Source organism: Providencia sp. PROV129 (assembly GCF_028482245.1).
Lineage (GTDB): Bacteria > Pseudomonadota > Gammaproteobacteria > Enterobacterales > Enterobacteriaceae > Providencia > Providencia vermicola.
Genome location: NZ_JAMPQD010000015.1, coordinates 117,689 through 144,293, shown reverse-complemented (window position 1 = coordinate 144,293; position 26,605 = coordinate 117,689). Strand labels below are relative to the sequence as shown.

Genomic DNA, 26,605 nt, shown 5'->3' with positions numbered 1-26,605 from the left:
TATGATTGAGATTAGTCAGATATCGAAAAGTTATCAGGATACTAAGGTCTTAGATAACGTCACAACAACCATTAAAAATAGCGGTATCACTTCGATTATTGGGCCCAATGGGGCAGGTAAATCCACCTTACTGTCGATTATAGGCCGTTTGTTAACACCCGATGAAGGCGGCCATGTTAAGGTCAATGAATTAGATGTTTCGACAACACCAAGCGATAAGTTAGCCAAATGTTTATCTGTCTTGCGCCAAGAAAACCAGTTTGCGAGCCGTTTAACAGTAGAAGAGCTTGTGGGGTTCGGGCGCTATCCCTACACTAAAGGGCGTTTAAACCTTGAAGATAAACAGAAAATTGATGAATCACTGTCATTTCTGAATTTATCTGATTTACGCCACCGCTATTTAGATGAGCTTTCTGGTGGACAACGCCAGCGTGCTTATGTGGCAATGGTTCTGTGTCAAGATACCGAATACGTTCTACTGGATGAGCCCTTAAATAACCTCGACATGAAACACGCAGTGATCATGATGAAGTTATTGCGCCGCGCCGCAGATGAGCTGGGTAAAACGATTATTTTAGTGATCCACGATATCAACTTCGCATCCGTGTATTCAGACTACATTGTTGCATTAAGAAATGGCCGTTTGTCTTATCATGGCAAGCCTGAAGACATCATGAAATCAGAAATTATTGAGGATATCTTTGACACGCCGGTTGATATTAAGCAGGTGGATGACCAGTATATTGCTTTGTACTATTAACTCTTTTAAATTTTCGTCATCCTTTAGGTTGTAGCCGTGGCGGCTACAACCTAAATTAGTCAAAATAATAGGATAGGAAAATAAAACGCCTACGGTGAAATCTCAATATCTTCATCGGTTGTCAGTAAGTCTAGTGACTGCAACACTTCTAAACGTTTTATCCCATCGGCATTGACTACTAAGCGCGCCAGTTCATTGTAGGTTTTTTTATTAATAGTGACGCGGCGGCAAAGGTAAATGTGATACACCTTTTCACCAATAATTGCAGGTTCATCATCATTGACAGTTAATTCTTCATAACTGATATCAATATATTTCAGGAAATCCGAAATATTAAAACGCGTAATATCAGCGATTGATGACTGGTTTTTTTCAAACACTGAATGGCGGTTATGCAGTAGCACATCTTTGCGATAATACAGGATATCTTCCATTCGCTGGACATTAACTAAATTGACCCAATGGGATTTTTGCCTCATCTCTCGGATATCTGGGGAGAGTGAGTTTTCACTAATAAAGCGAAAAGACTCTTTACAAATACCCACAGGTGCTTTTACACCCTCACGATAAATACGTAATTGGCGGTCAGGGATCCATTTTTGGAATAGGCGATACAACTGCTCTCGACCTACTTCTTTCAGCCTATCTTTGAAGATATAACCGATGACCATCGCCAAAAATAAATTTGCACTTAAGGCTCCATATTTTCCCTGCCAGAAAAAGGCGATAACAGTAGCGAAAAGCATTGAAATTGCAGCAGCAATACCATAAATAGAGTGTAATAGCAGGGGAAGTCCCCGTTTATGACGAATTTCTAAATAGAGATATCGATTGATATATTTTTTCAATAAATTACGACGATAAGTCACCAACTCAGCATCGGTTTCATCACTGGGGAAACAATCAGGGTATTGTTTTTTCAGGTAACGCATTTCTTGATACCAAAAATGACGTATTTCTTCCCGTAATGGCATGTGTTTATCGGCTAACAAATCACGTAAATAATTTATGGTGTAGTAAGTCATAAACTCGTCACAGTATGAAAACGCGTTGGAATGAATATGTTTTTCAATCAGGGTGGCCTGAGTGGCGAGCTCACGATAAACAGATAGGCATTTTGCAATATTTGCCATTAATTCCGTTAAATATTCCGCAGTCTTCCGTTGTGGGTTTTGGCTCACCATTTTGATATTAATTCGTACGGTTCGCTTAAAGGTTAAGGTATAGCGCTTAAGCCTATTTTCATACTCATCTAGGGAGGGGGGATTGAGTGGATCACACTGCTCCAACCAACGTTTTAAATCGTCTAACTCCCCGTTTTGTTCCGGTAAAGCAGACAGTTTTACCGTAGGAGGGCTGAGCCGAATGTAATTTTTAAGGCTGCGCTGTAGGCTAGAGGCTGTGTATAAGTCAGGATTGATTTGCAGCGAAGAAGGCAAAAAGAAAAAGGTCTCTACTTGGTAGCGGATCTCTTTAGACTTACGTGGAATTGACACTTTTTGTTTAATCTCAAACTGTTTTTTTCCATGGATCTTGAGAGATTCTTTAATCATATTACGCCTTTATTGGGAACTTTTATCTTTTTTGCTTCTTTATCAATCAATGAAGCATAACATGGTTTTATAAAAACCATAAAATAGCGGAAATCACGGTGACAGTCTGTGAAAGACAATGAAAAAGTATTGCGAGGGAAGGGGGAAGAGAAAAAATATAACGAGGCATATTGCTATGCCCCATTATCGATTCGCTATTCGTTAGAATAACTTATTTTTTCGCAGCAGGACGAACCGCTGTTACTTCAATTTCCACTCTCCAAGCTGGGTTAGCCAGTTTAGCGACTTGGAAAGTTGAACGAGCTGGTAGGTTAGTCACTTTCTCAGACTCATAGAACTTGTTGTAACCAGCCATAAAGCCAGCAAAGTCCATAGTCCCTTGAGTTTCTTCACCACCAACTAAGAATACTTGCATTTTAACAACGTCGTTCATAGTCAAACCCATACCTTCAAGGTTAGCTTGGATTTGTTTTAACACGTTGATAGTTTGTGCTTCGGTATTACCGTAAGACTCTAAAACGCCTTCTTTGGCATCTGCAGAGATTTTAGAAGGAACTTTTCCGCTTAGGAAAATAAGGTTGCCCGCGCTGATTTCTACTGATTCAGAGATAGGGAATCCTTTCACAGGAACGCGTTTAACATCTTCAGCTGCATTTGCACTCGCTACACCTAAAATCAAAGGCAGAGAAAGCAATAAAGTTTTATAGCGCATGTAAACTCCTTAACATTATCAAAGTAAACGGGAACTATCAGTTTCACTTAAGGCCAGTTTTTAGTTTAGCCTAATTCCATTGACTGATAGATCCCAGTAAAAAAAAACGCGACTTTTTCGCTTATTAGTTAAAACGAGAAAGTTTGTACGGCGTTGGATCGATAAATGGTGTTTCACCCATTAACAATTCAGCCGTTAAGCGACCAGATGCAGGACTTTCAGTCATACCCCAACCTGTTGCGGTATTGATGACTAAACCTGGATACTGTTCGACTGTTGAAATAATTGGAATTTCATCATCTGTTGGTGCAACGGTACCACCCCAACGTTCAACTACTTTAGACTCTTTAAATACTGGGAATTCTTTTCTCAGTCTTTCCAGAACGCCATCTAAGTGTTCATTGTTTGGTGTATTGGTTGCAGTACGGAATTCTTCAAATGGTGTTTTCTCATCTAAATTCCAAGATGTCGACATCATGAAGGAGTTAAATAAGTCTTTACCAATAGAGAATTCTAATGGTAATTCTCCGCCGCCTAATACGTGTAGGAATCTTGGGCCTAACAGGAAGCTATCTTTAACGATAGAGCTGGTAAAGATACGTGGTGCAACCGCGTAGGTACCATCTGCTTGTTCACGGAAGTGAATACCGTTAGGTAAGTGGACGTTGCCTTTCGGTGCACCAGGAACGCCTGAAATACGTTGTTGTGACAGATAAACGTTCAGTGTTGGAACATCAACACCTAAGTTACCCATAAACAGGCGAGACCAAATACCACCAGTCAGAACGACGCGAGAGGTTTTGATAGCGCCTTTTTCAGTCACAACATCAGAAATTTTACCGCCCGCTGTTTCAATGCCGCGTACTGCACAATTGGTATAGATACGGATACCGATTGATTTTGCGTAGTTTGCCATTGCTGGGGTGACGGTTTCTGGGTCAAGGCTACCTGAATCTTCTTCAAATCCACCGATTTTCCATGGAGTTTGAGCATCAACCAGGCGATTTGCCAGTTCAGTACCTTCAATCATACGGGTACGTAATGGGGTATCGAAACCTGGGTTTTCAGAAGCAGCTTTGATCCAAGCTCTTGCAACTTCTAAATCTTCTTCGCTTGAAGGAACTTCAACACGGCCTTGAACACGGTAGCTAGTATCAGCACCGATTTTTTCGTTCATACCGAGCCATTGGATTTTTCCGTAGTGGTGTAAAGGGAAAATCGCTGGTGAGGTTTTATAGCTGATGATTTGGCTATATGCACGGCCTGATTGCTCACCGCCGACAACGCCTTTTTCACAAATAACAACATTCAAACCTTTTTCAGCAAGGTTAATGGCTGTCATGATCCCTTGAAGGCCAGCACCGATGATGACTGCATCTGCAGACTCAGGTAATTTGCCTTCAGTGCCAGCAACAGCTGGTACGCGCGATGGTGTAGATTCGAAACGGCCTTCACGACGGATCATCGGAACAACTGTTGCACCCCCTGCCAGAACACCAGCAGCACCAACCCCTAATAATAGCTTTCTTCTCGAGATTTTCATCTATAACCTCAATAACAATCTTGTTTTTTATATAGTAAATAATTTCAAATTGAGATAATGATCTTATCATATATTTTGAAATTGTTAAGTGGGGGTAGCATTTGTTAATAAAAGTCGATTAAATGAATGTGAACGTAAATTGGTGTGCTCAGTGCTGTAAAGGGTTTGTCGGAGATCATTCAAATTTATGTATTAGCTAATTAATGATTTTGAAATATTAATGTAATTAAAAGTGTACGGGTGTAAAGTTAATTATTGTACTTAAGTTGTGCTTTTTGGTATTAATGCAGTGAAAAATTAAAATAATGAATGACAGAACAAAATGCTAAATATAGGTTAAGTCATGTAGCTAATCATATAATATAAAAATAATTTTTTAATTAAATGCTTGCGCTAATTTTATTCAACTTTTGGTTAATTAAACGACAGATTTCATCTTCTGAATGGTAATACTCTGGTTTGGTGTATTAACTTTACTTTTTGATTTGCTCATGAATCTATCATTATGAAAAATAATAGTTTTAAAATTTATTTTTAATTAATGAATGACCTAGTGTTGATGAGGGTAATAACTTGGGGGATTTAAAATGATTTATTTCACGATGAAAAATAAATATAACCAACGCGTTGTTTATTTGAGCGAATACTCAGATATATCAGAATGTGAAATAGGTGAGATAAATATAGTGGGATTAAAGATCGAATTGTTTAATTAAATATTATTAATAAATCTATTAATTAATAATATATTTATAAAATTTCTTGTGATAAAAATACAAAAATATTAAGCACCTATCAATTAGATGGAAAAATAACCATCTAATAATGGGGTGTATATCATTCAGTTATTTTACTTTATTGGTCGATATACACCACATAGAGGTTAATTATTAGTAATATATTCATTTCCTGTGGGGATCTGAGCGAAAAAATCAGCATAATCTTCGGCACGAACCTGTTGAAGGATGATCTCTAGCTTAGTTAAGGGGGCTTCTGACCAGTCACAACGTATATCAATATCGGCATATTGGCGGTTACTCCATATTTTTAGCGCGGCTGAACGTATGCCACGATAATCCCCACCTGATTTTGCGCCTGCTTGCATAGCGAGTAATAGCCTATCGGCGAGTTCAAGACCCCTATTTTTCTGGTAGCACTGGTACATGGCATCAATGACTTGTTCACTCACTAACATATTTCCCGCTATTGCAACATTTTTTTCTGACAAGCTCCCGCACCAAGGCAAACAAGCTTGCCCAGTCCAATCTGCACTATTGCCAGCATTGTCGATAATAACCCACTGCCGTCGTTCAGGAGTTTCATCTTCCGTTAACAATCTGTTGAGGCATGAACTTGCAAATAGACCATGCTGTAAGTGCTCAATTCCCCTTAAACCTGCAATGGGATTTGTCATGGCTTGTGTGGCGATTGCACCAGCATAACTTGCACCATGCAGGACTAACGCCCCCACAGCAGGGCCGCCAGTTGCCGTTGCTGCACCAATTTTCCCTGTTTGTGGACAACGCGCCACAATTGAAAATGTCATTTTACACCTCATAAATTAGACATCGATCAAATTTATCATTATAAATTGTTGCGTGAAATATAATTTATCATCATAAATAAAGAAAAAGATAAAATAATTAACAAAATTGACACAAATCACATTTCAAATACCACATAGCACGGTTAACACTGGGGGGTTGTATGAGAATACGTTTAGGTAGGTGGGTTGCAGCTGTTTTGCTGCTCTCTTTGTTTTCATTACCGACTCAGGCGTCAAAATATAATGATGTGCTGCTGTTAGGGCAGGTTGCAGAACCGCAATCTCTAGACCCTCAAGTGGCAACGGCAGCGAATGACTCACGGATTTTAGTCAATATCTATGAAGGGCTGGTACGCAATACGGATGGCACGTTGACGCTTGAACCTGCTCTCGCAAAGTCATGGAACGTCAGTGATGATGGGCTAACTTATACTTTCCAGTTACGCGACAATATTCGGTTTCATGATGGTAGCCCATTTAATGCGCAAGCCGTGAAGTTTACATTTGAACGTATGTTGGATAATCAGCACCCTTACTATTTTACTGGGCCATTTCCGCTGTCGTTTTTCTTTTCTGCTATCGACAAGATTGATACCCCCGATGATTTAACTGTGGTTTTTACGTTAAAAGAACCTTTTGCACCTTTTTTGTCGAATTTAGCGACACCCGCAGGCCTGATTGTGTCACCTGCTGCGGTTAAGCAATACGGTAAAGATTTTAGTCGCCACCCAAGTGGTACAGGGCCTTTTAAATTCGATGAGTGGACTGCCAACCAACGAGTGGTTGTGTCAGCTAATGACAACTATTGGGAGGGTAAACCAGCCCTAAAACACGTGGTTTTTCGTCCAATTACTGATGCCAATACGCGCGTAGCAGAGATGTTGTCTGGGGGCATTGATGCAATGGTTGAAGTCCCTGCTGATAATGTTCCCCTTTTTGCAAGGGATAGTCGCTTTCGGGTATACGAAGCTACAGGCCCTCATGTGTGGTACAGCATGTTAAATGCTTCATTACCACCGTTTGATGATGTGCGTGTTCGCCAAGCGGTGAACTATGCAGTGAATAAGCAAAATATTGTTAAATATATTCTTCAAGACTCTGCGGATGTCGCGGAAGGTCCGATCCCTTCCGCGTTCGATTGGGCATTTGATAAAGAAACCTCAGCATATCCTTATGATCCGAAAAAAGCCCGCGAGCTTATTAAAGAGGCTGGAGCCGAAGGGCAGAAAATTGTGTTTTACGTGACCGAAGGGGGCTCAGGCATGTTAGACCCTATTCCGATGGCAACAGCAATCCAAGCGGATTTAAAAGCGGTTGGGTTATCGGTGGAAATTCAAACTTTTGAATGGAATACCTATCTGTCGAAAGTCAATGCGGGGCTAAAAGAGGCGCACATGGCGGAGATGGCATGGATGACCAATGATCCTGATACATTGCCCTTCTTGACCTTACATTCCGCCTCTTGGCCTGATAAAGGCGGGTTCAATTCAGGTTATTACAGTAATAAACAACTTGATGCATTGTTGGATAAGGCGCGGGTCACCAATAGCCTTAAAGAGCGTGCTGCACTGTATCAACAAGTGCAAAAAATTGTTCATCAAGATGCACCTTGGTTATTTGTCGCTAACTGGAAGCAAAATGCCGTGGCAAGTGAGCATGTTCAGCACTTCAAATTACAACCGAACTTTAATTTATTACTTAAAGATGTTCGTAAAGACTAATTTTATGGGGAAAAAATGATGTGGTTATACTGTTTAAAGCGCATTTTAGCGACCATTCCCATATTGATTGGTTTGACGCTGATTGTCTTTTTGATCATGGCGATGATCCCTGGTGACCCAGCTCAAGCGCTCCTTGGGCCTTGGGCGACACCTGAGAATGTTTCGCGTGTAAAAGCGGAGCTTGGTTTAGATAAACCGTTATACCAACAGTATTTTATTTGGATGCAGAATTTAATATCGGGGGACTTTGGCCGCTCGTTTGTACTGAACCGCCCCGTCGTTGATGAAGTATTAGAACGTTTTTCGGCGACCTTAGTCCTGGGGGGGAGCGCTTTATTATTGAGCTCCGTGTTGGGCTTATTGGCAGGGATCATTTCTGCTATTCGCCAGTTTAGTTGGAGTGATAGATTCATTACTTTAGCGGTTTTATTAGGGATTTCAATGCCATCCTTCTGGATTGGGTTATTGATGATTATGGTTTTTTCCGTTCAACTGCAATGGTTCCCTGCATCAGGGATGTATGATATTTGGCAAGGTGGCGGCTTAGGGGATTTATTGCATCACCTTGTATTACCTGTCATTACGCTATCACTTGTTGCTACTGGCGTCATTGCCCGATTAACACGAACGGCCATGCTAGAAGTTTTACGCCTCGATTTCATTCGAACCGCGAGAGCCAAAGGGCTCAGTGAGCGTAAAGTCATTTTCCGTCATGCCTTTCGTATGGCACTGGTTTCCGTTATCCCCGTCATTGGGATTCAAGCGGGTTTTGTGTTTGGTGGCGCGGTGTATATCGAAACTGTTTTTCAGTGGCCAGGGCTAGGTGCAATGTTGGTCAAAGCCGTGGCAACCCGAGACTTATTCTTAGTTCAAGGGGGCGTCTTGATTGCAGCGGCGTCTTACGTGTTTATCAATTTGTTTGCTGATGTCCTGCAAGCCATGTTAGATCCGAGGTTGAAATCATGAGCCAAACGACAACACCGATTATTCAACATCGCCATCGACAATCTATTGGCTCGCTATTGCTAGCGAACCGTCTTGCGACGATTGGGTTGGTAATTTTAATGGTCATCATACTACTGGCATTATTGGCGCCTTGGCTACCATTGGATAACCCAGATGAAACCAATCTAGTGAACCGCTTATTACCTGTTTTTTCATCGGGGCATGTTTTAGGTACCGACCATTTGGGGCGTGATATTTTATCGCGTTTATTATGGGGGACAAGAGTATCACTGATGGTGGGGATCTCTGCCACGCTTATTGCTGCCGTTTTTGGAACGTTAATAGGCTTAATTGCAGGTTATGTTGGTCACCGTACAGACACTATATTGATGCGTTGTATCGATATGCTTATGGCATTTCCTTATATTTTATTGGCACTGGCCATTGTCGCGGTATTAGGGCCAGGCTTATTAAATGCGTTATATGCGATTGCTTTAGTCAATATTCCCTTTTTTGCACGAAATATCCGTGGGTTAACGGTCGGGCTGCGTGATAGAGATTTCATTCAGGCAGCAAGATTGTCAGGTAAGAATCATTTACAGGTGTTATTAACTGAGGTTTTACCTAATGTACTGCCAATTATCGTGGTCACTATGTCGACGACTATTGGTTGGATGATTTTAGAAACCGCAGGGCTTTCGTTTTTAGGTTTAGGCACACAACCGCCGAATGCTGATCTCGGTTCGATGTTAGGGCAAGGGCGCGCACAAATGTTTGTGGCGCCTCATGTCGCTTTAGTGCCAGGTATTATGATTTTCCTAATTGTTATCAGTTTTAACTTATTGGGTGATGGCGTGCGTGATATTCTCGATCCACGTTTAAAATCAGGGGCTTTACACCGTTCACAGCCAATGACCCAAACAGATCGCGTGAATATCCCAGCTAAAACGGCAGGCACTCAGGCCGTGCTGGAAGTGAAAGACCTTGCGGTGGCATTTCGCCAAGGCCACCAGCTACGTCCAACCGTCAAAGGGATTAGTTTTACCGTTGGTGCTGGTGAGTGCCTTGGTCTCATAGGGGAAAGTGGCTCGGGTAAGAGCGTGACCGCGCTGTCCATTATGGGGTTGTTGGCTTCGCCGCCCGCGGTGATTACAGCGGGTGGGGTGTATGTGGAACATGAAGAGATGTTGTCCTTGCCGCTTTCTATTATGCAACGGCGGCGTGGCGCACGGGTGTCGTATATTTTCCAAGACCCACTGACGACACTGCATCCGCAGTTTACGATTGGCGTACAGCTTCAGGAGGCTATCACCGCTCACCAAGCGTTATCCAACCAAGTGGCGAAAGTGAAAGCTATCGAACTCCTTGATAGCGTGGGGATCCCTGATGCGGCTGACAGATTCAGTGCTTATCCTCATGAGTTATCAGGCGGGCAACGCCAGCGGGTGGGGATTGCCATGGCGCTGGCAAACGACCCCGTGCTTATCATAGCGGATGAACCGACAACGGCGCTGGATGTGACTGTTCAAGCAAGAATTTTAGAATTACTGAATAAACTGCGCCGCGAACGGGGTGTAGCACTGTTGTTTATTACCCATGATTTCGCCGTGATTAACCAAATTTGCGACCGGGTTGCTGTGATGCAACAAGGGGAAATAGTGGAAACGGGCGTGACTCAAACGGTATTGCAGCACCCGCAACACCCTTACACGCAACGGCTAATTGCTAGTGTTCCAAAACTGGGGGAAGGCCGTCAATTTTTAACGCAAGTGGCCGCGCTTTATCGCAATGAAACCGATGACAAAAGTCTAAACGCAGCGCAGGAGGCGCCATGAATACTGTGATTGAAGTGAATCAGCTAGTGAAAACATTTGGGCAGCCTCGTAGCCTATTTCATCCCAAAGGGCGGGAAGTCCATGCTCTGAAAAATATTTCACTGTCATTGTATGAAGGGGAAACATTGGCGGTTGTTGGCGAAAGTGGCTCAGGGAAAAGTACGCTCGCCCGCATTTTAGTGGGGCTGGAAAATGCCACCTCAGGGGACATTCAGGTTTTGGGTCAAAGCAAGGCACAGTGGCAAAAGCAAGGTGCTAAGGCCTTTGGACAAGCGATTCAGTACGTTTTTCAAGACCCTGTTGCATCGTTAAATCCACGAAAAACCATTGGGGAAACTTTATCGGTTCCATTGAAATATTTAAAGCACATGGCTCCCTCACAGCGTACTAATCGATTGGTAGAATTACTTGAAGCCGTCAATATGCCAATGGATTCATTAGCTTGCTACCCTCATGAGTTTTCAGGTGGGCAGGCTCAGCGCTTGGCGATAGCAAGGGCACTTGCTGCTGATGCGCGGGTATTGGTGCTTGATGAGCCCGTAAGTGCTTTGGATGTATCCGTGCAAGCCCAAGTTTTACTGCTTCTGGAAGAGTTAAAAGCGCAATTTTCACTCTCCTATTTATTTATTAGCCATGATTTAGCCGTCGTGGAATCAATCGCTGACAGAGTTGCCGTGCTGTATTTAGGGGATTTGCTTGAGTGCAGTGAAACCCGTCAGCTATTTGCGGCTCCTGAACATGCGTATACTCAAAACCTATTATCGAGTGCGCCACGTATTCGGACCTATTAAAACTTGTTGAGAGCAACTATGAGTATCGATAAGCCATCGGCAATTGAGCCGGTTCGCATTAAACGGACAGATGAAATTGTGAATGCCATTAAAGAAACCATTATGGCGGACAATCTCAGCCCCGGTGATCGGTTACCCCAAGAAAAAGACCTGATTGAGCGTTATAGCGCGAGTAAAAGCACGGTCAGGGAGGCGTTAAAATCCCTCGAAGTTCAAGGGCTGATAAAGACCAAAACGGGCCCAGGAGGCGGTGCATTTATTGATTCAATGACGGAATCACGGGCCATGAGCTTGTTATCTAACTATTTATTTACGCGGGATATTTCCATCAAGGATATCTATACATTGCGAAAATTGTTGGAGCCTGTTGTGGCAGTGAGTGCGATGGAAAAAATCGATAATGCAGGCATTCAAAAACTGTACGAAATCATCGCTATTTACGACCATGAACCTGCTGACGAAGAAGAGCGTTGGCAACAGCGGATGGCGGAGCTCGATTTCCACACGGTTGTCGCGAGCTATTCGGATAATGTGCTTTTAGTATTTACTTGTCATTTTCTTCAGCGGTTACTGAAAGATTTAGCCGTCTGTAAAGATATTTATTTGAAACCTGAACCCGTTGATAGACGCCAAGGTATTGAATACCAATACCAATTGATAGAAGCCTTGCGCCGCAAAGATGCACAAAAAGTACAAGCGGTCATGGAAGCGCACATGGATTATGCAGAACACGCCATGTTGGCTCTACAAGCCACCTTACAAGAACGTTTTTTAAGTGAAGATAGGTAATCATCATGATCGACACAGCATATCTAGCAAATGTATTACGCACATTGTTACAAACGCCGAGTCCTGTTGGGATGACTGATAAAGCGGTTGCGCAGACTCACCAATGGCTGACTGAATTGGGCTTCAAGCCACAGTATACGCGCCGTGGGGTACTGCACATTACATTAGGGTGGGATGAACCCAAACGTGCACTGGCCGCTCACTTAGATACCTTGGGAGCCATGGTCACCCAGTTAAAGTCTAACGGCCGCTTAGCGTTACGTAACACGGGGACATGGGCTGCGCGTTTTGCAGAAGGTGCAAGGGTGACAGTATTTAGTGATAACCACCAGTACCGCGGCACAATTTTGCCTTTAAAAGCATCAGGGCATCGCTTCAATACAGAGGTTGACACTCAAGTGGCGGATTGGGATAACCTCGAAATCCGCTTAGATGCTCCTTGTTATAACCTTGCTGATCTGCAATCTCACGGTTTGAACGTGGGAGACATTGTTGCGGTAGATGCTCAACCTGAATTTATTGATAACGGTTTTATTGTTTCTCGTCATTTGGATGACAAAGCAGGCTGTGCCGTCATGTTAGCTGCTCTGAAATCGCTGGTGGATGATGGCGTTGTGCCTGCGGTTTCTTGCCAAATGATGTTCACGATTTCTGAGGAAGTTGGTATTGGTGGAACCCATGGTTTTGGCTCACAAGTGCAAGAGTTATTGGCGATAGATAACTCAGTATCAGGGCCAGACCAAGCAACGCGGGATGATTCACTGACGCTAGCGTTTCGCGATAGAACAGGGCCATTTGATTTGGCAATCACCCGCCATTTATTGCAACTGTGCCAGCAATACGATATTCCCCATGTTCGCGATACGTTCAAACATTACCGCTCAGACAGTGCCGCGGCGATTGATGCAGGGTGGGATATTCGTGCGGCATTGGCGTGTTTTGCACTCGACAGTTCCCATGGTTGGGAAAGAACACACATGGATTCATTGGTGGCATTAGCCACGCTAGTCAGGCGTTATATTGAAAGTGATTTAGTTCCACTGCCTGGGCAGTAATCGATGAGAAATCCCCTCCACAGTATTGAAGGGGGTAGGATGATTAACTCAGTTTGGCTTGTGCTAAATATTTTTGCATTTCGTCACTCGGTACCATGCCGCCACCTGTTGCCCAAACAAGGTGAGTGGCATTCGCCATTTGCTGTGCACTAAGGCCTTTAGACTGCCAGTAATTAGTATTCTGTGTGACATGCACGCAGCCTGTCATACCCGCAAGAGCAGAGGGTTCTAGTTTGATGCCTTCTGTTTTGTTGAGTAACCCTAACAAGTTATACATGTCTTGGTCATCAAGGGTGTAATACCCGTCGATTAACCGCTCCATCGCACGGCCTACAAAGCCAGAGGCTCGCCCTACAGCAAGGCCATCTGCGGCAGTGATATTATCAATACCAATTTCTTGTACAGAAATACCATCGTGTAATCCAGTGTGGACGCCCAAAAGCATGCACGGTGAATGCGTCGGTTCCGCGAACAGGCAGTGTGCGTCGTCACCAAATGCCAGTTTCAACCCAAAGGCAACCCCGCCAGGGCCACCGCCGACACCGCAAGGCAGGTAGACAAACAGTGGGTGGTCTTTATCAACAATAACACCTTGTTCCGCAAATTGTTTTTTCAGACGCAGCCCCGCGACGGCATAACCTAAAAATAGGGTTGTGGAGTTTTCGTCATCAATAAAGAAACAATTTGGGTCTTGTTCTGCTTCTTTACGACCTTGTTCAACGGCAATGCTGTAATCTTGTTCATATTCAACGACATTAACGCCATGTGAGCGTAGTTTGTCTTTCTTCCACTGGCGCGCATCCGCAGACATATGCACACTGACGCTAAAGCCTAATTTGGCACTCATGATGCCGATAGACATCCCTAAGTTACCTGTTGAGCCAACCGCGATACTATATTGGCTAAAGAACTGGCGGAATTTATCAGAAAATAGAACTTCATAATTATCATCAATGGATAACAACCCTGCCCCAAGTGCTAGTTTTTCGGCGTGAGTGAGTACTTCATAAATCCCCCCGCGCGCTTTGATAGAGCCAGAAATAGGCAAGTGGCTATCTTTCTTTAATAAAATTTTCCCGGTGATTGGCGTTTGGTAACGCGCTTCGAGCGCGGTTTGCATATTGGCGATTGCAACTACATCAGATTCGATAATCCCTTGAGTAGCTTGTGTTTCTGGGAACGCTTTCATCAAATACGGTGCAAAACGGTTTAAACGCGCTTCGGCATCTTGAACATCACTAATGGTCAGCCCCACATAAGGTAAACCCGCTTCTGTGGTGGTGGCGTTAGGGTTGAACCATGCCACGTGTTTTAAATTGATTAAGTCCTGAACTAAAGGGTAGTCAGCAATTAACTTATTCACGTTTATCTGAGTCATAATTACTCTCTTTTAAATCAAAAATGAAAGTGCAAAGGTGCCTGCCAGCGCAACAAGGGATGCGATAAGGGTGGCGACACTATAAAAACGGAATGTTTCAGCCAAGGTGGCATTACAATATTGTTTAACCAGCCAGAACAGGGAGTCTGTGACGATAGTACAACCAATCGCACCAGAACCAATGGCTAATGTCATAATTTCTGGGCTGATGTGTGGGTACATTGGCATTAACGGTGCCACAATGGCGGTGGCGCCCATCATGGCAACAGTGGCGGAGCCGACAGCAGCGTGTAGAATAATCGCCACTAACCATGCCAGCAAAATTGGGTGCATGTCGATACCAGAAAGCACTAACGCAAGAGAATCACTCAGTCCGCTACCTTTTAAAATGCCGTTAAATGCACCACCTGCACCAATAATCAGTAAGATATTGGCGATCGAACTAAAGCTTTCTTCGGTTTTACTGAGCAATACGCTCATGCCCATATTACGGCGAATACCTAGCATGTAATACGCGACAAACGCGGCAATAAACATGGCGGTAATGGGGTTACCGATAAACTGTAGTAAGGTATATAACTGATTGTCTTTACTCATGTTTAAATCAGCAGCTGTTTTGATTAACATGAGAATAATTGGCAGTAAAACGGTAAATAATGTGGCACTTAAAGAGGGTAAGTCTTTTTCGTCACGCACCTCGAGGTCAGAAAATGCCTCTGGTACGGTTTTAAACGGTAAACGCTCACCTAGGAATTTCAGAAATAGTGGCCCACCCACTAATGAAGCCACTAGCCCCACAGCCAACCCTGCAACAATTACCGTACCAATATCTGCACCTAATTCATTGGTGACAAATAGCGCGGCAGGGTGTGGTGGCACGATGCAATGCACTGCCATCAGTGCAGTACAAAGTGGAATAGCGAGTTTTAATAACGAGGTATTGGTTCTTTTGGCAATGGAAAACGCCAGTGGGATCAATAACACCACACCGACTTCAACAAACAGGGTGATACCGCAGATTAAACCAATTAACACCATGGTGACATCGGGGGTTAACCAGCGGCTTTTTTGTAAGGTGACGCCGATGCGTTCCGCAGCCCCCGAGATTTCCATCATTTTTCCGAGGATAGTCCCCAGCCCGATAATGACGGCGAGGAAACCAAGTGTACCACCAATCCCATTTTCAATGGTATTTACCATTTCTAACGGGTTCATTTTCATGGAGATACCGACAAAGAAGCTGGCGAGTAAAAGGGCTAAAAAAGGGTGAAACTTAAATTTAATAATTGAAACGATGATCAGCAAGATACTAATAACCAGCGTGCCGAGCATCCACATTGTAGAGTCCATATCCTACCCCTAATCATTTTGTTGTTGTGCCTATATTGGATAATAAATATGCAGGAGTGACAAACGATGAAACTTAAGTCTTAGGTGAATTAAATTAACTCAATGGCGTGATATTGGTCATAAAAAAGGGTGATTTACCGATTTGCATCATAATAATTCATGTTAAACGCGCTATTCTGGAAAAATGCAGAACTGACCGAGGAGGTTCGATGTCACCTAATCTTAATCCCTTTGAGCAATCGGGTTTTATTCAATGGCATAAGCGGCTGTCAAGCCATCAGCTTTCCCGTTTACACACTTTTGAAGCGGCGGCTCGTCATTGTTCTTTTGCCCTTGCATCACAAGAATTGGCGCTAACGCCTAGTGCAGTGAGCCACCGAATTAATACCCTTGAAGAGGAATTAGGCTTTAAGTTATTTGAGCGTTTTCATCGGCGTATTGAGCTAACCGCGGACGGCGAGCGGATTTATTGGGCACTGCGCAAAAACTTGGATGATATCAACCAAGAAATTCTGGATATTAAAAACCAAGAGATTTCAGGGGAATTGACCGTGTATTCACGGCCTTCTATTGCCCAGTGTTGGCTTATCCCTAAAATTGCTGACTTTACTAACCAATACCCGTCAATTCAGCTCAATTTATTAACGGGGAATGATGACGTTAATTTTCGTGGTTATGGTATTGATGTGGCGATTTATTACGATGATATTACGCGGCCTAACTTGTATTGCGAAGATTTAATGCCTGAATCCATTGTGCCTGTATGCAGCCCACAATATGCCAAACAGCATGATTTGATGGACAATTTTCATCAACTCAAAAACTGTACTTTGTTGCATGACAGGCAGGCTTGGAGCAGTAACTCCGATTATGATGAATGGAAAGCGTGGAGCGAACACTACCAGTTATCGTTATTTCCTCACCGTCGGAACCTGTGTTTTGACCGATCAGACTTGGCGATTGTAGCAGCCATGAACCATGCGGGCGTGGCAATGGGACGCAAGCAGTTGGTTGAAAAGCGCATTAAGCGCCAAGAGCTAGTGATGCCTTTTGGTGACATTGCACTCAAGTGTCAACAACGCCACTATTTTGCGATGTTAAATGAAAAACGTAACCCCAAAGCAGATATTTTTATTCAGTGGCTAAAACAGCAAGTTAGATGAATATGGCAAGAAAATTGCTGTTAATTCGAGTAAGATAAGGCATTAGCCTTTCTTTTCATCACATGGAAAAAACGCGCGCGATGGCACCGAAAATTCAAAAAGTAGCAACAATTAAAGATGTGGCTGCCAAAGCACAGGCAGGGAAAACCAGTATTTCACGTTATTTAAACGGTGAATTACATTTGCTGTCGGATAACATGCGCCAACGTATTGAAGCAGCAATCCAAGAATTGAATTATCGCCCAAACCAAATGGCGCGTAGCTTAAAGCATGGTCGTACAGGGTTGATAGGGTTGATTATTGCCGATATCGGAAATCCATTCTCGGTGGAGGTGCTCAAAGGGGTCGAGTCAGAGTCCATCAAGCAAGGGTTTATGACGGTGGTGTGCAATGCAAACAATAGCATTGAGCTGGAATGCCAATTTATTCAGTTATTAAAAGGCTACCGTGTTGATGGGTTAATTATTAATTCAGCGGGGGTAAACGCACAATTTATTGATGTGCTAAAACAAACCACATTGCCTTTTGTTTTACTCGATAGAAAAATCGAGGATTTCCCATGTGATATGGTCGGCTTAGATAACCCTGCATCTGCTGAGATGGCATTTAACCACTTGATAGAACAAGGTTTCGAGGCAATTTGCTTTGTGACCGAACCCATTGAATATAACAGCGCGCGTAAAGAGCGCCTGCAAACTTTCCAACGCTTGCTAAACCAGCAAGGGCAAGTGAAAGGCGAGTTTCACCAAATCACCTTACCAGACCCAGCGCAATTAGATTCCATCGTTGCCAACTTTTGCGCCTCGCACCGTGGTATGCGTAAAGCGATTGTGGCGGCAAATGGTGTGTTAACCTTGCAGCTTGCCTATGTGATGAACCAACAAGGGTTACGTTGGGGGGCAGATATTGGCTTTCTCAGTTTTGATAACCTCGAATGGGCGGCCTTTGCTGGGCAAGGGATCACCTCTGTTTCACAGCCTACAGCCGAAATGGGCCACAAAGCGGTTGAGTGTTTATTAGAAAAGCTGGAAAATCCCGAAAAAGCTCCAACACAATATCTGTTCCATGGTGAGTTAGTGGTGAGGAATTCAACCACATTGTAAGGCAGGATAACACAAATAGGGGAGCGCCTCTTTGTGTTATCGATAGAAACTAGCGTGCTTGTATCGCGCTTATATTGGCGCAATTTTCGCTAAGGTCACCGTTTAGTGCGGCAATGAGGTTATCGACTGCACATTCGACCATCGCATAGCGCGTTTCATGGGTGGCAGAACCGATGTGGGGCAGGGCAACCACATTCGGTAATGTGAGCAGTTTAGAATCTGTTGGTAGTGGCTCTACCTCAAACACATCCAAGCCCGCACCGCGTATCGTGCCATTTTCTAAGGCTGCAATCAGCGCCGTTTCATCAATAATCTTCCCGCGAGAACCATTGATCAAAAATGCGCTAGGTTTCATTTTCGCCAGCTCGGTTTTACCGATCAGTTTTTCCGTGGATGGCAATAATGGGACTACCACGCAAACAAAGTCAGACTCTTTCAGTAGCGTATCTAAATCACAGCGTCGGGCATTCAGTTTTGTCTCAGCCTCTGCATGTGCATGGTTGCTGTAATAGAGAACAGGCATGCCAAAGCCTGCATTTGCGCGCTTTGCCACGGCATAACCAATACGACCCATACCTAAAATACCGATGGTTTTGCCATTCACGTTACTGCCGTAATCACTTTCGCCAATGCTTTTTGTCCATTGACCATTTTTCACCATTTCCGCCATTTCAATAATGCGGCGGGCACTGCAAAGTACTAAGGTGAAAATAGTGTCTGCGGTGGTTTCAGTGAGCACATTGGGGGTGTGCATTAAGGGGATTTTACGAGCATTCATAGCGTCAATGTCAAACTGGTCAACACCAACTGAAATGGTTGATGCTGCTTTTAAGTGTGGCGCAAGGGCTAGCTCTTTTGCCGTAATCGGGTAGCTTGCGCCAATAATACCCTCTGCGGTACTTAATGCTTGCTGGAAACTCGCTCTGTTTTCTTCTGTCACTTCATCAAAAACAGTAACATTAAATTGCTGCTGTAAGCGTGCAAGTTGCGTATTGGGGATCGTTTTATACAAAATAACATTCTTTTTCATGGTTGCCCCTTATTAAGCGTGTTTGGCGATAGCGGAACTGTTGTTCGGTTCTTGGTTGGGTTTCACAATTAGCGTAAAGAACACTGAGGCTAATAATGCTAGACCCATAAACATATAGGAAGCACTTGGGCTTCCTGTGGCACCATTGAGGTAACCGACAAACCATGAGCCAAAGAATGACCCCAAGGCCCCCATGCTGTTGATCAGCGCCATTGCGCCCCCAGCCACGTTTTTCGGTAACATTTCAGGGATAATCGCAAAAAATGGGCCATAAGGTGCGTACATGGCGGCACCCGCAATCACCAGTAATGTATAAGATAACCAGAAATTTGAATTGCCTAGCATGTAAGAACCAAGAAAGCACACTGCGCCGATTAAGAGCATTGGCCAGACAAATAATTTACGGTTATGCATACGGTCTGAAGCCCATGATACCAAAATCATCGCCAACGTGGCGGCAAGATATGGCACCGCAGAGAGCCAGCCTGTTTCTACCATGCCTAAGTTTGATGCACCGCGAATAATCGAAGGTAGCCATAACACAAAGCCATAAACCCCGATACTCCAGCAGAAATATTGTGCGCACAGCAGCACAACATTGCGTGATTTGAACGCCTCGCGGTAATTGCGTACAGGTTTAATATTTTTTTGTTCATCACTGAGGATTTTGTCTAAATCGTCTTTTTCTTGTTGGCTTAACCAATTAACTTGGCTTGGTTTATCACGTGCAGTTCGCCACCAGAAAAATGCCCATAAAACCGCGGGAACACCTTCAATGATGAACATTTCACGCCAACCAAAAGCTTGGATTAAGTAACCCGATAACACTGACATCCATAATACTGTTACGGGATTACCTAAAATTAAAAAGGTATTCGCTCGTGAGCGTTCGGATTGAGTGAACCAGTTACTGATGTAGATAAGCATGGCTGGCATGACCGCGGCTTCGACCACACCTAAGCTGAAACGGATAATCACCAACATGGGGATATTGCTGACCATCCCTGTCAAGCTGGCAAACATACCCCACAGGAAAATACAGGCAAAAATCAGTTTTCTGACGCTGCGTTTCTCCGCGTAGATAGCCCCAGGGATTTGGAAGAAAAAGTACCCCAAGAAAAATAGAGAACCAAGCAGGGAGGACATCCCTTTGGTAATCCCTAGGTCGGCGTTGATCCCTGCGGCAGCGGCAAAGCTATAGTTAGCGCGGTCGAGGTAGGCAAGGCTGTAGGTGATAAACACGATTGGCATAATGCGCCACCAACGTGACATCGCAGGAGCTCTGGTTGTCATAATCTATTCCTTCTTAGCACGCAGCATCTGCGGTGGTTGAGGGGGAAAATGCCATTATTTCTTGCTGTAACTGCGCTTTCGTCGGTAAGCCTTCACTATCACCAATCACTTGGATAGCCCTTGCACCGATAAAGTTTCCTCTTTCGACGGCTTGAGGTAAAGATAACCCTTCGAGAAGCGCGCTAATAACCCCAACGGCAAAGCCATCGCCAGCGCCAACGGTATCCACCACATTTTTGACTAAGTAAGCAGGGACGATACCTTGCTGGTTATTTGATGTTTTATAATAAGCGCCTTGCTCACCTGTTTTGATGACAACGGCTTCTACCCCTTGCGAGAGGTAAAAATCGGCAATGGATTCGGGTTGGTCAAAACCTGTGAGGATTTTCCCCTCTTTTAAACCTGGCAAGACCCAATTGGCGTGAAAGGCTAACTGGTTTAATTGCGCCACCATTTCATTTTCACTGCGCCATAACGATGGGCGCAAGTTAGGGTCAAAAGATAATGTTTTTCCTACATTTCGCATCCATTTCGCAGCATAGAGTGATAATTGGTAACTGGTGGCAGAAAGCGCTGCGGCGACGCCGCTTAAATGTAAGTGGCGTGCAGAGGAAAAATAATCTTCATTGAAATCAGTGAGGTCTAAATGACTTGCTGCTGAACCTTTACGGAAATACTCCACTTTGGGATCGGTTCCATTTTCAGCTTTAGATTTAAGCTGAAAGCCCGTTGGGTAATTTTCATCGAATTTAACACATTGATGATCAACATGTTCTTTATCTAGTGTACTTTGGATAAAGCGCCCAAAAGAATCATTGCCTAGGCGACTTACCCAGCCGCTTTTTAAGCCGATACGAGAAAGACCTATCGCCACATTCAGTTCTGCTCCCGCAGCACGGCGAACAAAGCTTTCAACTTCATGGAGCTCACCAGTATTTATCGCCACAAACATCATCATGGCTTCGCCAAGGGTTACAACATCTAATTGATTTTTCATGAATTAAATCTCCTTTAACAGAGAAACATAGTGTTCAGTTTCCGCGCGTAGGTCATCACCCTCAAGAGGGAATTCAATCCCGCGGGGAACGTTGTTAGGTAGTAATTTTAAGACGGCTTTCCATGATCCGTTGCTATCATCAAGGGCAACAGCAACGCGTTTATTATCTGCACGTAACTGGCTGGCTTTTACGTGGATGTAGGCGACCAAAGGGGCAAAGTGTTGTGCGGCAACGACAGGGTTTTCACCGAGCCAGTGCCAATTGGCCATATCGAATGCCATTTTGATTGGCATATTTTGTGCCACGACATCCTTAAAAAAGCGTCTGAGTGGGGCAATATGACCACCGACCTCTGTTTGGTCATTTTCGATAACTAGCTGGGTGGAATAATGTTTGAGCAGGTTGATAACGTCCGTTAAATCGTACTGTTCTGGCAGGTCACCTAACGAGAGTTTAAGGAAACAGGCATTCAACTTTTTTGCATCGTCGAAATAACGCTGTAGTTTTGTGATTTCAATCGGTAAATGGTGCTGAAATAAGGTATCTGGCACAGAATAGACCGCGCTGAGTTGCCTTGTTTGCAGCCCATTAGCGATATCATCAAGGTTATCGTTGGGGAGCAATAACTCTTGACGGATCTCGACACCATCAGCGTTTGCCCCTTGAATAACATCAAATAAAGCCTGTTGACCCCCCAGCTGTTTTACGGTTTGTGCGCCGTAGGCGGCGGTAACGACAATAATCTCTTTGCTCATGACTTTCCTCTGTCTTCTTGGAGGGGACAAACCCCATTGCCATTGCTAATAACTTATTATGGAATCGGTTCCATTTTGGTTTCTAGCGAGGAAAATGGAAAATAAGAGCTATATCACTAATCCAGGCTTGGTAAACGCTGAATTACCGATCTCCATCACAACTCTTAATGTAATGAATGCAAGTGAAAAAAATGCCGAATAGGAAGGCAGCTATAACTCAGTAATTATTTGTTTAATAAAGAAATTAAAAGCTGAGTAAAGGTCGTGATAACACAAACAAGGTATTTTTCTCTCCATTTTAGATATTTTTTATTGGTACTTGTATCCCAATTTCTTAACCTAACGCTTTCAATGAAATATTATTTCAATATATTGACTGAGTGATGAAATTTTGGTGCATGCTGTTATGACAAAAAGCTATGGAAAAAGTTATGCGAAAAGCCATGCAAAAAAATTTTATCGGTTTGCTCCATCAGTATAGAAAAAATAAACGATAAAAATGAAGGATCTGGAGATGAAATTAATCAATACCACCGCATTCTACAGCACGCTGTTACTGACCACAGTTTCATGGGCGCAGGCGAACACCACCGAAAATGCAGGAGTGTATACCAAAGCATGTACGCCTGAACTCATACAAGCAGCAAAATCCAACGCCGATCTTTGTTATGGCGTGAATACCAAAACAGATATTCAAATTACCAAGAAAAATGCGGACAAATACAAGATAAAGGTTGTCATCATCGGGGAAAGTACCAATAAAAACTATATGCACACCTATGGCTATCCATTGGAAAACACGCCGTTTCTGTCTTCAGTAAATGGTCGTTTTTTTAACCACTTTATCAGCGCTGCGTCGAATACTGTACCAACGCTGACTCGTGCATTAGCCAAAAATGATCTCAGCACTATTACTGAGCACCACGAAAAGCCATATTACAACAATAATTCCATTGTTGACCTTGCCAACCAAGCGGGCTATGAAACCTACTATATTGGTAATAACGGTAGTTTTGGGGACGATGAAATCGGTTTTACGAACTACTTTTTAAAAGCCAATTATTTTTTACCCGTAAGGGACAGTAAAGCTGGGTTTGAAAACTTGTTTGTACAAGAGAAATTTACGGTTGACGATAGTGTGAATAAACTCACTAACGACTTCAAAATGCTGCCCGCCTTTAAGGCTGCATTAAATAACCCGTCAGACAAAGAAAAAGTGATTTTTGTGCATATGTGGGGGCCACATCATGATGGCTGGCCAAAAGGCGCATGTGGGCTTATCAAAGAGAACTACAACATCAATCCTGAGCAGTTTGATACAGGGTGGGGCAGTCTGGTGAATTGTTATGTCTCAGGGATAAAACTCAGTGATGATTTTATTGGTGACGTGTATAACATTTTGCAAGAAAACAATAAAAATGGTGAAAACCCATTCTCCATCCTGTATTTTGCTGACCATGGGCAAGGTTTAGTGAAAGCGAATAAGCAGCATGTTGCGGCTTTGGAGGCAGAATATAAAGGCTTCATTAAAGAGGGCAACTTGTATCTACGCCACGGACAATTGGTGAAAGGGGCGTATCAAATTCCGCTAGTGGTGATGAATTCGGACGATACACAACGTGAATTCCGTGATGAAACGTTAAGTGAGTGGAATTTGTTTGATTACTTTGCGTCTTGGTTAGGGGTTGAAACGAACCTGACATCACCAGCAAAAAGTATTGTCGCGGACACTATCACACCAGAAAAAGATATCGATGTGTTTGTTTTCCCACGAGATGAGTTTGTGAAATATGACAGCTTACCGCAGGATACCGTGCTTTCCCCTGCAACGGTTAACACAAAAGTTGTTGCGGATTAATTGAACAAAAATAAAGGCAGGGCTTAATATCAGCGCTGCCTTTATGATTTTCGTGTATTTAATGACGACTTAATGCATCCGCGACCGCTTTAAAACGCGTGAATTTATCACGTAATTGCTGGTGACCTAGCGCATTAGGTTGGTAAGTGGTGATTCTGGGCGTACTCGCGGCAATCGCCTCATCAAAACCTGAATAATACCCACTCCCTACCGCAGCACACAATGCCGCAGCTTGGCAGCCAGATTGTTGCACGTTCACAACATCTAGCGGCAAATTACTGGCATCACAGAACATCTGCATCCACAGTGGTGATTGTGTTGGCCCACCCGTGAAACGGATGGATTCAGTGGCATTATCAAGGCCAACAATGCGGTCTTGGTGCAGTAAATGCGAGAACACGATGCCTTGGTAAATAGCGTAAACAATGTCCGCGTCGGTGTGGTGTGAGCTCAACCCTAATAAGCCGCCATGTAGGTTACTGTGGTAGTTCGAACCGTACAGCCAGGGAAAGAACAAAATATCGTTTTTCCGTGTTGCCCCTTCGGCAACGCAATGGTTTAGCACGTCATAATCTTGCAACCGTTGGTTGAAGAAATTGCGAGTAAACCATGCCAAATTACTGGCTGACGTTGGGCTGCCCTCATGGACAAAATAGGTGCCTGGAATACAGTATTTGCTCCAAACATACGGGTAGTCTGAGGGAACAATTTCGTCGAAAACACGAGTGGAAATTGTCCATGTTCCTGCAACTGCGCTGAGTTTGTCTTTTTGACTGACACCCGATGCTAATGCTGCGCCAACGACATCAAAGAAGCCGCCAAATACAGGCGTTCCTTCCATAAGGCCTGATTCTTCAGCCGCTTGGCGAGTAACTGTCCCCGCAAGCTCTGCGGAATTGATAACAGGGGCGAGCTTATCATTCACCTCATCAATGCCGAAAAGTTGGCAAAGTTTAGGGTCATAACCCGATTGGATTTGGTTAAACAGCTGGCTACCTGAAATATTGGTTTCTTCACACGCAATTTGTTCAGTTAGGCGGTACCGAATATAGTCGTGTACCATCAAAATATGGCCCGTATCGCAGTAGTTATCGGGCTCGTTTTCTTTTAACCAACGCAGTAATGCGACAGGGTGTGAAGCCCACAGCTGCTGCAAACTCAGCGGATAAGCGTTGTCTGCGGTGCCATTTTGATGCCATTTATCGACAATGGCTTGGGCGCGTGAGTCCGAGGACACAATCCCTTTGCGAACAGGTTTACCCTGTTTATCTAATAAGTACAGGCCTTTACCGTGTGAGGAAAAACTGACGCCAGATATTTGGGATGCATTTAATCGGCTGTTTTTGATGGCATCGCGGATAACATGGCAAGAAGCTTGCCATAGTTCGTTCATATTCCGTTCGCTGAAGCCCGCCTCAGGGCTTTCGGTGGGAAACGGGTGTTCAGCAACAGTAATTTCTTGGCCTTCAGGCGTGTAGATCCCCGCTTTAATGACTGTCCCACCGAGGTCAACACCCATAAAAAATGTGCTCATTTTGGGCTCCTTTACGCGTTGTTCCAACCCGCTTGCTGCATTTTATCTTCCATCCACTGACGCGCTTTAATAATTTCGACTAGTGGCTCATCGGCTTTTTCCGTCCACATTTCAATTAAGAAAGTACCACGGTAATTTAGACGTTTTAACAGTTTGAATAAACTGACAAAGTCGACACAACCTTCACCAAATGGCACATCGCGAAATTGCCCTTTACAGGTGTCAGTGACAGCATAAGTATCTTTTAAATGAATAGCCGCGACATGTTCAATACCTTTTGTGAATTCTTGCTCTACATCATTACCCCAAGCAGTCAGGTTGCCGACATCTGGGTAAACGCTGAACCATGGTGAGCGAATTTTGTCGGATAATGCTTGCCATTTGCTAATGGAATTCATAAATGGTGTATCCATGATTTCCACCGCACACATTACTTGGGAAGCGGCTGCGATTTCACTGACCCATTGCATCCCTTTTTCAAAATTTGCAATGGTTTGGGCATCTTGCTCTTCATAGTAGACATCGTAGCCAGCCAACTGGATAGTGCGGATACCTAAGTCTTGAGCCAGTTTGATGGCTTTTTCCATTAAGGTATATGCCGTCAAGCGCGTGGCTTCATCATGGCTACCAAATGGGAAGCGACGATGACCAGATAAACACATACTTGGGATGCGAACGCCAGTGTCTTGCATGGCTTTGACGAGTGCTAAGCGCTCTGCTTGGCTCCAGTCTAATCGGGCAAGGCGCTCGTCAGTTTCATCCACCGACATTTCAACAAAATCAAATCCCGCGGCTTTGGCTATGGCTAACTTTTCTAACCAGCTGCTGTTTTTCGGTAAGGCTTTTTCATAAATTCCAATCGGATGCTTGCGCATAATAATCTCCCTGAAAAA

At 43.8% G+C, this 26,605-nt stretch carries 22 protein-coding genes; 10 read left to right on the top strand and 12 right to left on the bottom strand.

Annotated features, from left to right (window positions below):
* The first annotated feature begins 1 nt into the window (after position 1).
* Entirely contained in the window at positions 2-760 is a 759-nt protein-coding gene (locus tag PSF27_RS11455) for an iron ABC transporter ATP-binding protein (protein ID WP_206083378.1), read from the top strand.
* Positions 761-849: 89 nt separating this feature from the next.
* Here the strand turns inward: PSF27_RS11455 and PSF27_RS11450 are convergent, their stop codons facing one another.
* From PSF27_RS11450 to PSF27_RS11435, 4 genes are all read right to left on the bottom strand, one after another.
* Complete coding sequence (locus tag PSF27_RS11450) at positions 850-2,313, bottom strand: hypothetical protein (RefSeq protein WP_272681483.1); 1,464 nt, start codon at positions 2,311-2,313, stop codon at positions 850-852.
* 211 nt (positions 2,314-2,524) lie between these two features.
* The gene (locus tag PSF27_RS11445; protein WP_206083380.1) at positions 2,525-3,025 is read right to left on the bottom strand and encodes a RidA family protein; all 501 of its coding nucleotides are present in this window, start codon (positions 3,023-3,025) and stop codon (positions 2,525-2,527) included.
* Between the two features lie 124 nt (positions 3,026-3,149).
* Entirely contained in the window at positions 3,150-4,568 is a 1,419-nt protein-coding gene (locus PSF27_RS11440; RefSeq protein ID WP_272681482.1) for an NAD(P)/FAD-dependent oxidoreductase, read from the bottom strand.
* Between the two features lie 883 nt (positions 4,569-5,451).
* The gene (locus PSF27_RS11435) at positions 5,452-6,114 is read right to left on the bottom strand and encodes a DUF1028 domain-containing protein (RefSeq protein ID WP_272681481.1); all 663 of its coding nucleotides are present in this window, start codon (positions 6,112-6,114) and stop codon (positions 5,452-5,454) included.
* A gap of 161 nt (positions 6,115-6,275) precedes the next feature.
* Between PSF27_RS11435 and PSF27_RS11430 the strand changes: the two genes are divergently transcribed.
* From PSF27_RS11430 to PSF27_RS11405, 6 genes are read left to right on the top strand one after another with little or no spacing between them, the layout of a single operon-like run.
* On the top strand, positions 6,276-7,835 hold the full coding sequence (locus PSF27_RS11430; protein ID WP_272681480.1) for an ABC transporter substrate-binding protein: 1,560 nt from the start codon (positions 6,276-6,278) through the stop codon (positions 7,833-7,835).
* A gap of 18 nt (positions 7,836-7,853) precedes the next feature.
* Positions 7,854-8,801, top strand: a complete 948-nt coding sequence (locus tag PSF27_RS11425) for an ABC transporter permease (RefSeq protein WP_206083795.1) — start codon at positions 7,854-7,856, stop codon at positions 8,799-8,801.
* Positions 8,798-10,615: a dipeptide/oligopeptide/nickel ABC transporter permease/ATP-binding protein gene (locus PSF27_RS11420; RefSeq protein WP_272539347.1), complete on the top strand. Its 1,818-nt coding sequence runs from the start codon at positions 8,798-8,800 to the stop codon at positions 10,613-10,615. The genes PSF27_RS11425 and PSF27_RS11420 overlap by 4 nt, the downstream gene beginning before the upstream one ends.
* A complete protein-coding gene (locus PSF27_RS11415) occupies positions 10,612-11,406 on the top strand; it encodes an ATP-binding cassette domain-containing protein (RefSeq protein WP_206083385.1) in 795 nt (264 codons plus the stop codon). The genes PSF27_RS11420 and PSF27_RS11415 overlap by 4 nt, the downstream gene beginning before the upstream one ends.
* A gap of 18 nt (positions 11,407-11,424) precedes the next feature.
* A complete protein-coding gene (locus tag PSF27_RS11410) occupies positions 11,425-12,195 on the top strand; it encodes a FadR/GntR family transcriptional regulator (RefSeq protein WP_272681479.1) in 771 nt (256 codons plus the stop codon).
* 5 nt (positions 12,196-12,200) lie between these two features.
* Positions 12,201-13,250 (top strand): osmoprotectant NAGGN system M42 family peptidase, encoded by a 1,050-nt coding sequence (locus PSF27_RS11405; protein ID WP_206083387.1) that lies wholly within the window; start codon positions 12,201-12,203, stop codon positions 13,248-13,250.
* A gap of 43 nt (positions 13,251-13,293) precedes the next feature.
* On the opposite strand, the gene dsdA is transcribed toward PSF27_RS11405, so the two are convergent.
* Both dsdA and dsdX read right to left on the bottom strand, forming a co-directional pair.
* On the bottom strand, positions 13,294-14,628 hold the full coding sequence (dsdA, locus tag PSF27_RS11400; RefSeq protein ID WP_272539346.1) for a D-serine ammonia-lyase: 1,335 nt from the start codon (positions 14,626-14,628) through the stop codon (positions 13,294-13,296).
* A gap of 12 nt (positions 14,629-14,640) precedes the next feature.
* Positions 14,641-15,978: a D-serine transporter DsdX gene (dsdX, locus tag PSF27_RS11395; protein ID WP_272681478.1), complete on the bottom strand. Its 1,338-nt coding sequence runs from the start codon at positions 15,976-15,978 to the stop codon at positions 14,641-14,643.
* A gap of 209 nt (positions 15,979-16,187) precedes the next feature.
* Between dsdX and dsdC the strand changes: the two genes are divergently transcribed.
* Together dsdC and PSF27_RS11385 are read left to right on the top strand one after the other, a co-directional pair.
* Entirely contained in the window at positions 16,188-17,141 is a 954-nt protein-coding gene (dsdC, locus tag PSF27_RS11390) for a DNA-binding transcriptional regulator DsdC (protein ID WP_272681477.1), read from the top strand.
* Positions 17,142-17,221: 80 nt separating this feature from the next.
* Complete coding sequence (locus PSF27_RS11385) at positions 17,222-18,244, top strand: LacI family DNA-binding transcriptional regulator (protein WP_272539344.1); 1,023 nt, start codon at positions 17,222-17,224, stop codon at positions 18,242-18,244.
* A 49-nt stretch (positions 18,245-18,293) separates the two neighbouring features.
* Here the strand turns inward: PSF27_RS11385 and PSF27_RS11380 are convergent, their stop codons facing one another.
* Genes PSF27_RS11380 through PSF27_RS11365 form a run of 4 tightly spaced genes read right to left on the bottom strand, consistent with a single transcriptional unit; the run spans position 18,294 to position 22,320 of the window.
* Positions 18,294-19,274, bottom strand: a complete 981-nt coding sequence (locus PSF27_RS11380; protein ID WP_272681476.1) for an NAD(P)-dependent oxidoreductase — start codon at positions 19,272-19,274, stop codon at positions 18,294-18,296.
* Between the two features lie 12 nt (positions 19,275-19,286).
* Positions 19,287-20,567, bottom strand: coding sequence for an MFS transporter (locus PSF27_RS11375; RefSeq protein ID WP_272681475.1), 1,281 nt, complete (start codon positions 20,565-20,567; stop codon positions 19,287-19,289).
* Positions 20,568-20,580: 13 nt separating this feature from the next.
* The gene (locus PSF27_RS11370) at positions 20,581-21,564 is read right to left on the bottom strand and encodes a sugar kinase (RefSeq protein WP_272681474.1); all 984 of its coding nucleotides are present in this window, start codon (positions 21,562-21,564) and stop codon (positions 20,581-20,583) included.
* A gap of 3 nt (positions 21,565-21,567) precedes the next feature.
* The gene (locus PSF27_RS11365; RefSeq protein ID WP_272681473.1) at positions 21,568-22,320 is read right to left on the bottom strand and encodes a sugar phosphate isomerase/epimerase family protein; all 753 of its coding nucleotides are present in this window, start codon (positions 22,318-22,320) and stop codon (positions 21,568-21,570) included.
* 514 nt (positions 22,321-22,834) lie between these two features.
* Here PSF27_RS11365 and PSF27_RS11360 point away from each other — a divergent pair.
* A complete protein-coding gene (locus PSF27_RS11360) occupies positions 22,835-24,178 on the top strand; it encodes a phosphoethanolamine transferase (protein WP_272539341.1) in 1,344 nt (447 codons plus the stop codon).
* Between the two features lie 58 nt (positions 24,179-24,236).
* On the opposite strand, the gene PSF27_RS11355 is transcribed toward PSF27_RS11360, so the two are convergent.
* Both PSF27_RS11355 and PSF27_RS11350 read right to left on the bottom strand, forming a co-directional pair.
* Positions 24,237-25,712 carry an FGGY-family carbohydrate kinase gene (locus tag PSF27_RS11355; RefSeq protein ID WP_272681472.1) on the bottom strand — a complete coding sequence of 492 codons (1,476 nt, stop codon included), beginning with the start codon at positions 25,710-25,712 and terminating at the stop codon, positions 24,237-24,239.
* Between the two features lie 11 nt (positions 25,713-25,723).
* Positions 25,724-26,587: an L-ribulose-5-phosphate 3-epimerase gene (locus tag PSF27_RS11350; RefSeq protein ID WP_206083398.1), complete on the bottom strand. Its 864-nt coding sequence runs from the start codon at positions 26,585-26,587 to the stop codon at positions 25,724-25,726.
* Between the last annotated feature and the right edge of the window lie 18 nt (positions 26,588-26,605).